Source organism: Flavicella sp. (assembly GCF_029238425.1).
Taxonomy (GTDB): Bacteria; Bacteroidota; Bacteroidia; order Flavobacteriales; family Flavobacteriaceae; genus Flavicella.
This window is the reverse complement of record NZ_JAQWGB010000001.1, coordinates 19,601-31,824: the sequence shown is the minus strand read 5'-3', so window position 1 is coordinate 31,824 and position 12,224 is coordinate 19,601. Positions and strand designations below refer to the sequence as shown.

The following is a 12,224-nucleotide window of genomic DNA, read 5'->3' as shown; positions in this document are numbered from 1 at the left end:
AGACCTTTTTTAGTTCCGACCCATAAATTTTCTTTCGAATCTTGAAAAATGCAGGTAACCCAACTATCTGATAAGCTTTCACTCTCTTCTGAGTTATGACGAAATGTCTTGAATTTAGTACCATCAAATTTATTCAATCCTTCTCGCGTACCGAACCAAATATAACCTGTTTTGTCCTGATGTATATCAATAACAGATCCTTGAGACAAGCCCTGTGTAGTTGTGTAATGTTTGAATTTTAAATTATTGAAATGATGATCCGTAATCTGTGCATTTACAAGGATTGTAAAATGTAACAAGAGAAATAAGGAAAATAGTTTCAGTAATTTCATAAAATTATTCGTTTTCAGAGGATTTTCTAATGATTAACTCAGGAACTAAAATCTTTGAATGATGAATTCCTTTGTCTGATTTATTTTTTATCTGATGTACTAACATCTCCGTAGCTAGTTTACCCATTTCAAAACCAGGCTGGTGTATAGTAGTCAAGGAAGGCTCAATCACCTCAGAGATAGGATCGTTATTGAAACCAATTACTGCTATCTGTTTCGGTATTTGAATTCCTTTGGTTTTTAAATACTGGATCGCACTAATGGCAGCAGTATCATTTGCCGAGTATAAGCCATCAATTTCTGGATATTTTAAAAGTTTCTTTGCACAAGAAATTCCATCCTCTTCAGAAAGTATCGATTCAAAAATATAATTTTTATTTATTGAAATATTATGTTCTTGAAGAGCGCTCATATATCCTTTTTTTCTTTCTTGGTACAGCCCAATATTCTGTGGCCCAGAAAAATGCGCTATGTGTTTTCTTCCCTTTTCAATTAATAATTTGGTGGCATCATAACTCGCCTTAAAGTTATCAATACTGATATTTGAACATTCAGGAAACGCTTCAGAAGGTCTATCAATAAAAACAACAGGATTGTTATTATCAATATACGATTTTATATGATCAAATTTCGAAGTTTCCATGGAAGTAGAGATAAGAATACCATCGACTCTATTAGAGGCAAGAGAATTCATTATTTTAATCTCTCTATCCAAACTTTCCAAAGATTGACAAATGACCACATTATAACCTTCTTCATATGCTGTTTCTTCAATTCCAGCAATAACGGTAGCAAAAAAATGTCTGGCAATTCTTGGAATAATAACTCCGATTGTATTTGTTCTATTGGTTCTTAAGTTGGAAGCCAAGCTATTTCTTTGATAACCGAGTTCAGTCGCTTTTTTCTGAATCTTCTCACGAGTTTTAACAGAGACTCGCGGGCTATTATTCAATGCCCGGGAAACAGTGGAACTGTCAATATTGAGAGCTTTAGAAATATCGTGAATCGTTATTTTATTTCCTTTAGACATAGAAGGGGATACTTATGATAAGTTTATAGTGACAAATATATAAAATTAAAAAACAAAAATACAATCGATTGTATTTTTGAATTATTTTACTACTTTTACAAAAAAATATTAATAAAATAATTTCGATAATACCATGGAAGAAAAATTTGAAGTACGTTATGCAGCTTCTCCAAGAGAAGTTAAGGGCATGGATACAAATGAGTTGAGAGATGAATTTCTTGTGCAAGATTTACTAACGGATGACAACGTGAAGTTGGTTTATTCACATTATGATAGATATATCGTAGGAGGAGCGGTACCGGTTTCAAAATCATTAGAGCTAGAGTCGATAGATCCATTAAAGTCTAGTTTTTTCTTAGAAAGAAGAGAGTTAGGGGCTATAAATATTGGTGGTGCAGGAAGTATTTCTGTTGATGGTGAGGTTTTTGATGTTGATTTTAAAGAAGCTTTATATATTGGTAGAGGTGCAAAATCAGTTGTGTTTTCTAGTAAAGACGCTTCAAATCCAGCAAAATTTTATTTAAACTCTACACCAGCTCATAAATCTTTCCCAAATAAAAAAGTGGGAAGAGACGATGCTGAAGTAGTAGAATTAGGATCTGTAGAAACGGTAAATGCACGTACCCTTAGAAAATTAATCGTGAATAGTATTGTGGATACTTGTCAATTACAAATGGGAATGACTGAAATCAAATCAGGTTCTGCTTGGAATACAATGCCAGCACATGTACATGATAGAAGAATGGAGGTTTACTTTTATTTTGAGATTCCTCAAGATCAGGCAGTTTGTCATTTTATGGGGGAAACTAATGAAACAAGACATATTTGGATGGCAGAAAACGAAGCTGTTATTTCACCTCCTTGGTCAATTCACTCAGGGGCAGGTACAAGTAATTATACATTTATTTGGGGTATGGCCGGTGAAAACTTAGATTATGGAGATATGGATGTTTGTAAAATAACAGATTTAAGATAAGAAATATGTCAGTTAATTTATTTGATTTAACAGGAAAAGTAGCTTTAATTACTGGAGCTACGCACGGATTAGGAATGGCTATGGCTACTGGATTAGGAAATGCAGGAGCAACGATTGTTGTTACTGGAAATTCTTCTCAGGAAAAATTAGACAAGGCAGTTGCGAGTTATAAAAAGGCAGGATTAAATGTATTTGGATACTTATTTGATGTCACAGATGAGGCTGCGGTAAAATCTAATATCGAAGCAATTGAATCTGAAGTGGGTGCGATTGATATTCTTGTAAATAATGCAGGAATCATAAAAAGAACTCCGCTTGCAGAAATGGAAACAGCGGATTTTGAACAAGTAATTAAAGTGGATTTAGTTTCTCCTTTTATTGTTTCAAAATATGTTGTTAAAGGGATGATTGCTCGTAAAGCAGGTAAAATCATAAATATCTGTTCTATGATGAGTGAACTTGGTAGAAACTCTGTAGGTGCTTATGCAGCGGCTAAAGGTGGACTTAAAATGTTGACTCAAAATATGGCAACTGAATGGGCCAAATTTAATATTCAAACGAATGGAATTGGGCCGGGTTATTTTGCAACGAGCCAAACGGAACCTATTAGAGTTGATGGACATCCTTTTAATGATTTTATTGTTGGAAGAACTCCTGCTGGAGTATGGGGAGATCCGGATGATTTACAAGGTGCAGCTATCTTTTTAGCTTCTAACGCTAGTAATTTTGTTAATGGACAGGTAGTTTATGTTGATGGAGGAATTCTTGCAACTATAGGAAAACCAGCAAATGAAGATTAATATGCAAACAATGAAAATAATCAAAACTGTTTATTTTTTACTAATGGTTGTTTTGTTTACTGCTTGCTCTAGTAGCAAACAGTACAAAACAATTGTGGTAAAGAACACGTTGAACCATGCAAGGTCTAACGAAGTTGTGGAACTTAATATTTCTTTTTTAGGATTAAAAACATTAGATGCTACTATTGGTGTGAAAAATGTTGCAACGAATGAATTCATGCTAACTCAATTGGTAGATCAAGATGGAGATGGTGTTATGGATCAATTGTTGTTTCAACCAAAAATTGGTGCAAATTCTGAAGTGGAATTTCATGTAGTGAAAATTTCATCTTCTGAAAAACCGAAAGCTGATGACTTATGTTTTTCTAGGTTTGTTCCTGAAAGAACAGGTGATTATACTTGGGAGAATGATAAAGTTGCCTTTCGTGTATATGGACCTAATGCACAGATGTTAAAGGAAACTGGTCAAAAAGGCGGTACCTTATCAAGTGGTGTTGATGCCTGGTTGAAGCGTGTGGAGTATCCTGTAATCAACAAATGGTACAAAGAAACTTTGATAGACAAAACAGGTAGTTATCATAAAGATACCGGTGAGGGATTGGATAATTTTCATGTTGGTGTGAGTAGAGGTGTAGGAGGAATTGCAATTAGAAATAATGGTGAATTCTACTATTCAAAAAACTATGTGAAATGGAAAACCATAACAACTGGACCTTTAAGAACAAGTTTTTATCTGGAGTATGAAAATTGGACTGCTGGTTCAAAGACCATTACTGAAAGTAAAATTATTACGTTGGATTTAGGAAATAATCTTTCAAAATTTGAAATGAGTGTTTCTGGAACTAAAGAAATTTATGCAGGTCTGACACTTCATGAAAAGGACGGAAAAGTATCTTCAGGGAACGGATGGGTTACGTATTGGCAGCCACATGCAGATTCTGAACTTGGGACTGCAATTGTTGCAGATGCCAAAACATTTTCTGGGTCTGAGAATTATGATGTAGAAGAAAAAGACTTAAGTAATGCCTATGCTGAGTTAAAAGTTAGCAATAATCAAGTAACTTATTATGCTGGTTTTGCATGGGAAAAAAGTGAACAATATCCTACAAAAGAAAGCTGGGAGGCTTATTTGGATCGTTTTTCCAAAGAAATAAATACCCCTTTGCTAATTTCAGTGAAATAGCACATTTTTAGAACTCCTCAATAATTTTATTGGGGAGTTTTACCATTTAAAGGGTTGGAATATCAGCCCAAACTCTGCCCAATCTGCACTAAATCCTTGTTTGGTTTTGAGTCCTAAATGAAACCCGAACCAATCAAACAACCTATATTGTAGGGCAGCTCTTGTCCATAAGTCTTCCTTTCCTTTACTACCATTGGGCCCCATATAACCTCCTAAATCTAGTTTTAAAAGCATTTTCCCAAAAGTGTAGTTGTATCCAAAATGATACGCATAAAGATACCTGTCTTTAGTTTCTGTATAAATATTGGCAAGACTACCATCATAAAACAAATCCAATCCAGCATCTAAACCGTGTTTTACGTTAAAATTTAGTTGGTATTCGATATAGCCAGAGAAAGTATAGAATCTGTCGGTTTCAAGACTTTCATTAACGGTTTCTTGAAAGCCATTTTGAACGGTTCCGAAAGCTGTTAAAATATTGATACGTTGTTTGATATCTTTCGGAGCAGCTAAACTTGGATATCTTTTAAATCTTTCTTGAGAGATATAGGGATCATTGTATTTCGCATCTCTGTTGTAGTGGTATTTTAACCCAAGATTTACACCTAGCATATTTAAACCATAGTTTGGTACCGTTAAGCGGCCATTGCTAAAATGAGTATAATCCAGACCATATATTAAATCTACATTTCTGGTTAAAATGGATTCAAAACCTAATCCAATATTTACATATATTGAAAATGGACTACCAATAGCATCGTTTTTTGGGTTTTTAGTAGCATGATAATAATTGGAATCATAAAGTACACCTAGGGCACCATCGGTAATAATTCTTGTTCTTTTACTAAGATTTTTATGAGGGAAATTTATAAAACTAAATAGAGCGGTTGGTGTACCCACTACACCTGGAGTTCCTATATAGGCCGTATAAATACCTAGGCCATAACTGACACCATTATAATATTTGTTTGTCCAATGTTCAGGATTTCTGTTTTGCCAAGCATATCTAAATTCAATGGATTTATAGCCCCCCTTTAGTTCATCGTCTAAACTTTTTCCAGTATAAAAGTGAGTTCCAAGATGAGTTTTAAAACTCATATATCTATAAGTACCCTTGTTATCAGAGACGAAATTTGTATTGTTTCTTCGTTCTTGTGATTCTATTTTGTGAATTGTTCCGAAACAGAATATTAGAATAAAGAAGGTGACCTTAGGTATGTAAAGTTTTCTTTTTAGCAATTATTAACCTTTTACTCAAATATAAGATTGTTTATGAGCAAATAAAAAAAAAAGGACATATACTAAATATATGTCCTTTTATCATAAATGAATTGTTTGTTTATGTTTTTTTCTACCATTTAAAAGGATGGAACACGACACCAAATTCTGCCCAGTCTGCGGCAAAACCTCTTCTTGTTTTTAATGCAACATGTCCACTCAACCAATTATTGATTTTATATTGAACACCTGGCCTGGCCCAAAGGATTCCTTTTCCTTTATCATCACCGAAATATCCTCCTAATTGAGTTTTTATAGTGAATCTCCAAAAAGTATAGTCATATCCTACGTGGTAACCAAGCATATATAGCTCGTGTGGAGTTGTAATAACTAGACTTTGATCATAAAAATAATCGATACCTACGCTGAAACCATGCATTCTGTCGAAAGAGTGATTGTATTCAATATATCCAGAAAACGTTAAGTATCGGTTATCAGGATCTCCTCCATTTTGGTTTTCGTCAAAGCCATTTTGAACGGTTCCAATAGAAGTAAGGATGTTGAATTGATTGCTTGGATCTTTTTCAACAGGGACGCTAGGAGATCTTTTGTATCTAGCCTGTAATTGTTGTGTTGAATATGGATCTCTTGATATTTTTTTCTGAGCTGAATTGAAATGGTATTTCAATCCAGTATTAAATCCAACCATATTCAAACCATAGTTAGGCATAAAAGAACGACCATTACTAAAGTGTGTAAAGTCTATACCATAAGTAATATCCATATCTCTAGTCAGCGCTGTTTCTCCTTTTCCTGCAAAACTAATATAGACTGCAAAACTTGCTCCAATAGCATCGTTTGTAGGGTTTTCCGAAGGGTTGTATGGTACTAAGTTGTAAGTTAATCCTAGAGCTGGACTAAATTTCCAAATTGTTTTTTTGTCCGCTGTTTGTCTTCCTATTGGAAAATCGGCAAAGGCATACAAGGCATTTGGATTCCCTAAAACAGCAGGGTCTCCAATAAATCCAGTATAAAAACCAACACCATAACTCATGGAATTGTAATACTTATTACTCCAATGTTCTGGATCAGAATTTTTCCATCCCAACCTAAGCTCCAAGGCTCCGTATCCATTTGCAAGGGCATCTTCTAAGGTTTGACCTGAATAAAAGTGACTTCCCCCATGACCTATTACTTCAAAGAATTTATAATTCCCGTAGTTTTCTATGTCTTTTACATCCTCAAATTTGACTAATTCTTTTTTCTCTTGAGCAAAATTTGTTTGACTAGTTAATGCAGCAAATAAAATGCTTAGAATAGCTGTTTTAACCAAACTTTTCTTTCTGAAATGTGTTGAGCTTTTGGTTTCAAAAACTTTCATAGTTGTAATGTTAAATTGTGTTAATTTTTTTTTCAAAAGTATGAAAATTTGTAGTAAAATTAGAGATAAGAATTATTTATATTTATGACCATTGGTAACTATGTTACTTAATTGTTTTATTGTCTTAAATCTCAAACTAGAATAAATTGAATTGTCTTAGATTCTTAAAATGCGCTATATTTACCTTTTAAAAAATTATATATGAATATCTACAAACAAGCTGTAACCTGTATATTATTGTCAGGGATATTATTTTCGTGCAAAACAGAAAGTGCTAAAATTTCAAAAGCAGAATTAACTGATTACAAAATGCTGAAGAGTTCTGAGAAAATTGTTGTTGATGGTAAAATGGACGAAAAAGCTTGGGCGGATGCGGTAGTTGTCAGCTTGGATAATTTTTATGAGATAAAAAAAGATTCTGATCGCCAAAACACAAAGTTTAGAATGTTATGGGATGATGAAAATTTATATTTGTTCTATGAGGCAGAAGATAAATTTATTACGGCTAGAGCAACAGAGCAAGATGGTCAGCCTTATATGGATGATTGTGCTGAGATTTTTATAACTCCAACGCCAATTGCTAATAAAACACATTTTGCTTTTGAAGTCAATTTATACAAGACTTCTAATGATATTGTATATATAGAAGATTATTACAAAGGTCAAAAAGGAGTCATTAAAGGGTTCAACCCGGATTTTGAAAGAGCTGTCGTTGTGGATGGTACCATCAATGATAATTCTGATATTGATAAAGGTTGGACTATGGAGATGGCGATTCCATTGGTCTCATTTTGGGGAATGGATTGGTATCACCCGGCTGAATTTGGGGCAAAATGGACTTTTCAAGTTTTGCGACAAGGAAGAAATGAAGTGGAAGGAGAGAGGAGAGTGGTAAGTACCCTATTTCCTATAAGTGATTTAGAGGATGTGCACAATTCAGCACGTTTTGGTGTACTTGAATTTGCAAGCGAAAAATAAAATCCTACAAAGCGTTTAAATTTGTGAGGTATCGTTCTTTACAAATTTGAATGATTCTTTTATGAATTTCTTTTGAGTTTTCTGCATAAAACTCAAACTCATCTGGTGTAAAAAAAGCAGTAACATTATGGGTTATCTGTAAATTAAGTTGTGTGTTTGATTGTAAGGCCTTGGTTATAAAATTAGTGGTTTTTTCAACAGAATTTGCTTGTAAGTCAAAATGAACATCTGTTATATATTTCTTTAAAATTAAAAAAAGAACAGCATGTTGAAATTTAATAATCGGGCGCAATGTAGTGTTTTGGAACGCCTCAACGTTTAAGGTAGTTTCTGTGATTTTTGCTTTTTTAATTTCAGGTCTAAGTTTTAAAACTAAGGCATTTCTATCTTGATTCATGCTTCTTTTTTTATAGAGATTACAACTGTTTTCGAAGCAGGTGTGTTGCTGATTCGAGCTTTGCTCTGTATGGGTACTAAAACATTTGTTTCTGGGAAGTAAGTCGCCGTACATTTTCTTGGAATGTCATAAGCAATTGCCAAAAATTTATGAGCTTGTCGTTCTTCACCATTAAAATGACTCGTCAAAGTTACTAAATCCTTTTGTTTTATGTTCATTGCTTCCATGTCTAGAGCGTTCATCAATACGACACGTCGTTCATTAAGGATTCCTCTATATCTGTCATCAAGTCCATAGATTGTAGTATTGTATTGATCATGCGTTCTGATGGTCATCATTAAAAACTGATTTTCATCTGTTGTAATATCAGAAACTTGATTGATAGAAAAATTAGCTTTTCCAGTTTTTGTTTTTGAATAATTGTTTTCTCTAGCATTGTTTGGTAAGTAAAAGCCATCAGGTTTTCTTACCCTTTCATTGAAATTATCAAATCCAGGAATGGTTTTTTCTATTTTATCACGAATTAAGTCGTAATCACTAGCAAATTCTTCCCAATCGGTATTGGAGTTTAATAGAGTTGCTTTTGCTATACCTGATACAATAGCAGTTTCACTTTTTAATTGATCTGATAAAGGAGATAGATGACCGGTTGATTGAGAAACAACACCCATCGAATTTTCGACTGTGACAAATTGTTCTCCAGAAGCTTGAAAATCTTTTTCAGATCTCCCTAAACAAGGAAGAATCAATGCCTCTTTACCATGAATTAAATGACTTCTATTTATTTTTGTTGAGATTTGAACAGTGAGCTCACAATTTCTCAATGCCTCTGCAGTGAATTCGGTATCAGGAGTTGCTGAAATAAAATTCCCACCCATTCCTAAAAAGAATTTAGCTTTCTTTTTATGCATCGCTTCAATAGCTTCTACGACATCAAAACCATGGTGTTTAGGAGCCGAAAAGTGAAATTCGTTTTCAAGTTTTTTAAGAAATTCTGGTTGCGGTTTTTCCCAGATGCCCATAGTTCTATCACCTTGAACATTCGAGTGCCCTCGGACCGGACAAGTTCCGGCACCTTTTTTACCGATAGATCCTTTTAATAATAAAAGATTGACTACCTCTCTAATATTATCTACTCCATTTTTATGTTGGGTAAGTCCCATGGCCCAACAAATGATTATATTTTTATTGGAAGCAATCATTTCTGTGGCTTCTATTATTTGCTCCTTAGAAATACCTGATTGAAGGATGAGTTGCTCTAAGTTTTGCGTTTCTAGGTCTTTTATAAAAACTTCATATCCTTGGGTGTTATTTTCTATAAAATCACGATCAAAGACAGTTCCTCGGTTTTTAGTTTCTTTCTCGTTTAGAAGAAACAAGATCGCTTTTAATAAAGCCACATCACCGTTGATGGTAACTTGTAAAAATAAATCTGTCAATTCCGTTCCTTTACCTAACCAAGTCCAAGGTTTTTGTGGATCTTTAAAGTTTACCAAACCGACTTCTTTAAGAGGGTTGATGCTTATTATTTTCCCTCCATTCTTTTTTGTTCCTTCTAATGCTGCCAACATCCTAGGGTGATTAGTGCCTGGGTTTTGACCAATAACAATCACCAAATCGGCATGATTGAAATCATCTAGTGTCACAGATCCCTTTCCTATTCCAAGGGTTTCTGATAATGCAGCACCACTGGATTCATGGCACATATTAGAACAATCAGGTAGATTATTAGTTCCATACTGTCTTACAAATAGTTGATACAGGTATGCTGCTTCATTACTGGTTCTTCCGGAAGTATAAAAAATAGCTTCATCCGGAGAATTTAGACTTTGCAAGGATTTTCCAATAAGTTCAAAAGCTTGGTTCCATTCAATGGCTTCATAATGTGTGCCACCTTCTTTCAAAAACATGGGGTGTGTAACTCTCCCTTTTTTACCCAATTCATAATCCGTTAAAGCCGCTAATTCATCTATGGAATGGGTTGCAAAGAACATTGGAGAAACTCGATTTTTGGTAGCTTCTTCAGCAATAGCCTTTGCTCCATTTTCACAATACTCAGCCAAGAATGCCCTTTTTTCGTCCGGATCTGGCCACGCACAACCTGGGCAGTCGAATCCATTTTTCTGATTTATTTTAGACAACAAACCAATTCCTTTGATCATTCCGACTTCAGTGTTGATATGTGTCAAAGCTGATTTAATGGCTTTAGGCCCAACCGATACTTTCGGTACTTCGGTTAGTTCAATTCCCGTTAATTTTTCTGGAGCTTGGGCGTTTGTCTTTTTTTGTGTCATGGAATTGTTATAAAATATTTGAAGGATTGGAATACACCGTAGATTTTCCTTGTCTAGAAAAACCAATAAGGCAAATTCCAAATTCTTTGGCATAATCAACTGCTAAAGAAGAGCAGGCAGATACAGCAACGATTGTATTTATTTTTGCAAAAAAGGCTTTGGAGATAATTTCATAGGAAACTCTACCACTTACAAGCATAAAAGAAGCCTGTTTTAGACGATTTGAATTTAATAAATCCCCAATACACTTATCAACTGCATTGTGTCTACCAATGTCTTCATGGATACATAAAAAATCATGATTTTGATCAAATAGAACTGCAGCATGTGATCCTCCGGTAAGTTCAAAGGTGTGTTGTTTGGATCTCATGATTTCAAACAATTCAGGAATGCGATCAAAATTAAGTTGAGAGGGGTTTTTTAGTGGTTTGTTTTGATGAGAAATATCATGCAGTTCTTGTTTGCCACAAATCCCACAGGATGAAACTGATAACAGAGAGCGTTTGTTTAGATATGCGCTTCCAAGTTCGGCTTCATTGATTTCTAAATTGACTTTTGTAAACCCGTTTTTATCCGTTTTTGAACTTATAATTTTCAGTGGATTTTGACCCTTGTAAATGTCTTCAGCATATAACAAACCTCTCAGTAAATGCGGGTCGTTTCCAGGGGTTCTCATTACCATAGTAAACGGTTTTGAGTTGATCTGTATCTCTATAGGAGCTTCAACAACCAAATAGTCGTCAATTTCTATGGCTTGTTCAGCTTGCTTTTTTAGACTCCTATAAACAGATGTTTGCATAAATTACCTTTTTGGTAAAATTACACAATTTAGAAGTTGTATGTAGACTGTATTTTGACCATATTGTGATAAAAGTCAGCTTTGGGTAATAACAAAAAAGGATAGTTTTAAAACTATCCTTTTTTTCTATTTGTCTTGTAATTCTATAATTACATTGTGTTTTTTTATTTCTTCTTGGTACTCCTCATAAGAAAATTCATCTTTGTGGAAGTTCTGTTTTCTTTGACGTTTCATATTCAATCTATCCAAAGAACGGATAAATCTTCTGACTCCTTCTTTACTCGTCAATTTTAGCTTTGGAACCTCGGCATTGCTACCATCTTCATTTTTGGCAACCATTAAAAAATAGGAAGAGTTACAGTGTTTTATTTCTCCAGTGTGAATATTTTCTGAAGTGACTCTAATTCCAACAGTCATAGAAGTTCTACCCACATAATTTACTCTAGCCTTTAAAGTCAATAATTCTCCAACTTCTACTGGATTTAAAAAATCTACGGTGTTGATAGAAGCGGTAACACAGTATTTACCTGAGTATTTTGAGCTACAAGCAAAAGCAATTTGATCCATTAAATTTAGGATGTATCCTCCATGAATTTTTCCACTGAAATTGGAATTAGATGGAAGCATTAATTCTGTAATGGTAACAGATGACTCCTTTGATGTTTTTACTATTGCTGACATAACTAATTGTTTAATTAGTTGCAAAAATACGTATTATATATAATTGTTGTTTTGTTTTATAGAAAAGTGATAAATTTTCATGACTATGAAAAAAATAATTATGAAATATTTACTTAAATAGATTTTTAAACCTGTTTTATTGTAATATTCTAACT

At 34.0% G+C, this 12,224-nt stretch carries 12 protein-coding genes; 4 read left to right on the top strand and 8 right to left on the bottom strand.

All coding sequences use genetic code 11. The features are described from left to right. Positions 1-332, bottom strand: a 332-nt coding sequence (locus P8H68_RS00150) for a two-component regulator propeller domain-containing protein (RefSeq protein ID WP_300320020.1), incomplete at its 3' end; no start/stop codon positions are given. 4 nt (positions 333-336) lie between these two features. Beyond that, positions 337-1,362, bottom strand: a complete 1,026-nt coding sequence (locus tag P8H68_RS00145; RefSeq protein ID WP_300320018.1) for a LacI family DNA-binding transcriptional regulator — start codon at positions 1,360-1,362, stop codon at positions 337-339. A gap of 133 nt (positions 1,363-1,495) precedes the next feature. Here P8H68_RS00145 and kduI point away from each other — a divergent pair, with 133 nt between their 5' ends. Genes kduI through P8H68_RS00130 form a run of 3 tightly spaced genes read left to right on the top strand, consistent with a single transcriptional unit; the run spans position 1,496 to position 4,321 of the window. After that, complete coding sequence (gene kduI, locus P8H68_RS00140) at positions 1,496-2,338, top strand: 5-dehydro-4-deoxy-D-glucuronate isomerase (protein WP_300320016.1); 843 nt, start codon at positions 1,496-1,498, stop codon at positions 2,336-2,338. A 5-nt stretch (positions 2,339-2,343) separates the two neighbouring features. After that, entirely contained in the window at positions 2,344-3,138 is a 795-nt protein-coding gene (locus tag P8H68_RS00135) for a gluconate 5-dehydrogenase (protein ID WP_300320015.1), read from the top strand. Between the two features lie 10 nt (positions 3,139-3,148). Further along, positions 3,149-4,321: a DUF4861 family protein gene (locus tag P8H68_RS00130; RefSeq protein WP_300320013.1), complete on the top strand. Its 1,173-nt coding sequence runs from the start codon at positions 3,149-3,151 to the stop codon at positions 4,319-4,321. A 39-nt stretch (positions 4,322-4,360) separates the two neighbouring features. Here the strand turns inward: P8H68_RS00130 and P8H68_RS00125 are convergent, their stop codons facing one another. Both P8H68_RS00125 and P8H68_RS00120 read right to left on the bottom strand, forming a co-directional pair. Then, complete coding sequence (locus P8H68_RS00125; protein ID WP_300320010.1) at positions 4,361-5,419, bottom strand: acyloxyacyl hydrolase; 1,059 nt, start codon at positions 5,417-5,419, stop codon at positions 4,361-4,363. Positions 5,420-5,672: 253 nt separating this feature from the next. Beyond that, positions 5,673-6,920 (bottom strand): acyloxyacyl hydrolase, encoded by a 1,248-nt coding sequence (locus P8H68_RS00120; protein ID WP_300320008.1) that lies wholly within the window; start codon positions 6,918-6,920, stop codon positions 5,673-5,675. A 201-nt stretch (positions 6,921-7,121) separates the two neighbouring features. Here P8H68_RS00120 and P8H68_RS00115 point away from each other — a divergent pair, with 201 nt between their 5' ends. Then, positions 7,122-7,898 carry a carbohydrate-binding family 9-like protein gene (locus P8H68_RS00115; protein ID WP_300320005.1) on the top strand — a complete coding sequence of 259 codons (777 nt, stop codon included), beginning with the start codon at positions 7,122-7,124 and terminating at the stop codon, positions 7,896-7,898. Positions 7,899-7,902: 4 nt separating this feature from the next. On the opposite strand, the gene P8H68_RS00110 is transcribed toward P8H68_RS00115, so the two are convergent. The 4 genes from P8H68_RS00110 to P8H68_RS00095 all read right to left on the bottom strand — a co-directional run bounded on the left by P8H68_RS00110 (position 7,903) and on the right by P8H68_RS00095 (position 12,069). Beyond that, positions 7,903-8,295 carry a glyoxalase gene (locus P8H68_RS00110; RefSeq protein ID WP_300320003.1) on the bottom strand — a complete coding sequence of 131 codons (393 nt, stop codon included), beginning with the start codon at positions 8,293-8,295 and terminating at the stop codon, positions 7,903-7,905. Further along, positions 8,292-10,589: an FdhF/YdeP family oxidoreductase gene (locus P8H68_RS00105; RefSeq protein ID WP_300320001.1), complete on the bottom strand. Its 2,298-nt coding sequence runs from the start codon at positions 10,587-10,589 to the stop codon at positions 8,292-8,294. The genes P8H68_RS00110 and P8H68_RS00105 overlap by 4 nt, the downstream gene beginning before the upstream one ends. 7 nt (positions 10,590-10,596) lie before the next feature. Beyond that, positions 10,597-11,388 carry a formate dehydrogenase accessory sulfurtransferase FdhD gene (gene fdhD, locus P8H68_RS00100; protein ID WP_300319999.1) on the bottom strand — a complete coding sequence of 264 codons (792 nt, stop codon included), beginning with the start codon at positions 11,386-11,388 and terminating at the stop codon, positions 10,597-10,599. Positions 11,389-11,514: 126 nt separating this feature from the next. After that, the gene (locus tag P8H68_RS00095; RefSeq protein WP_300319996.1) at positions 11,515-12,069 is read right to left on the bottom strand and encodes an acyl-CoA thioesterase; all 555 of its coding nucleotides are present in this window, start codon (positions 12,067-12,069) and stop codon (positions 11,515-11,517) included. Positions 12,070-12,224 lie beyond the last annotated feature (155 nt).

Bases quoted from the DNA above. Each gene is read 5' to 3' on its own strand.
- P8H68_RS00145 (WP_300320018.1), bottom strand. From the start codon at position 1,362: ATGTCTAAAGGAAATAAAATAACGATTCACGATATTTCTAAAGCTCTC.
- kduI (WP_300320016.1), top strand. From the start codon at position 1,496: ATGGAAGAAAAATTTGAAGTACGTTATGCAGCTTCTCCAAGAGAAGTT.
- P8H68_RS00135 (WP_300320015.1), top strand. From the start codon at position 2,344: ATGTCAGTTAATTTATTTGATTTAACAGGAAAAGTAGCTTTAATTACT.
- P8H68_RS00130 (WP_300320013.1), top strand. From the start codon at position 3,149: ATGAAAATAATCAAAACTGTTTATTTTTTACTAATGGTTGTTTTGTTT.
- P8H68_RS00125 (WP_300320010.1), bottom strand. From the start codon at position 5,419: ATGAGTTTTAAAACTCATCTTGGAACTCACTTTTATACTGGAAAAAGT.
- P8H68_RS00120 (WP_300320008.1), bottom strand. From the start codon at position 6,920: ATGAAAGTTTTTGAAACCAAAAGCTCAACACATTTCAGAAAGAAAAGT.
- P8H68_RS00115 (WP_300320005.1), top strand. From the start codon at position 7,122: ATGAATATCTACAAACAAGCTGTAACCTGTATATTATTGTCAGGGATA.
- P8H68_RS00110 (WP_300320003.1), bottom strand. From the start codon at position 8,295: ATGAATCAAGATAGAAATGCCTTAGTTTTAAAACTTAGACCTGAAATT.
- P8H68_RS00105 (WP_300320001.1), bottom strand. From the start codon at position 10,589: ATGACACAAAAAAAGACAAACGCCCAAGCTCCAGAAAAATTAACGGGA.
- fdhD (WP_300319999.1), bottom strand. From the start codon at position 11,388: ATGCAAACATCTGTTTATAGGAGTCTAAAAAAGCAAGCTGAACAAGCC.
- P8H68_RS00095 (WP_300319996.1), bottom strand. From the start codon at position 12,069: ATGTCAGCAATAGTAAAAACATCAAAGGAGTCATCTGTTACCATTACA.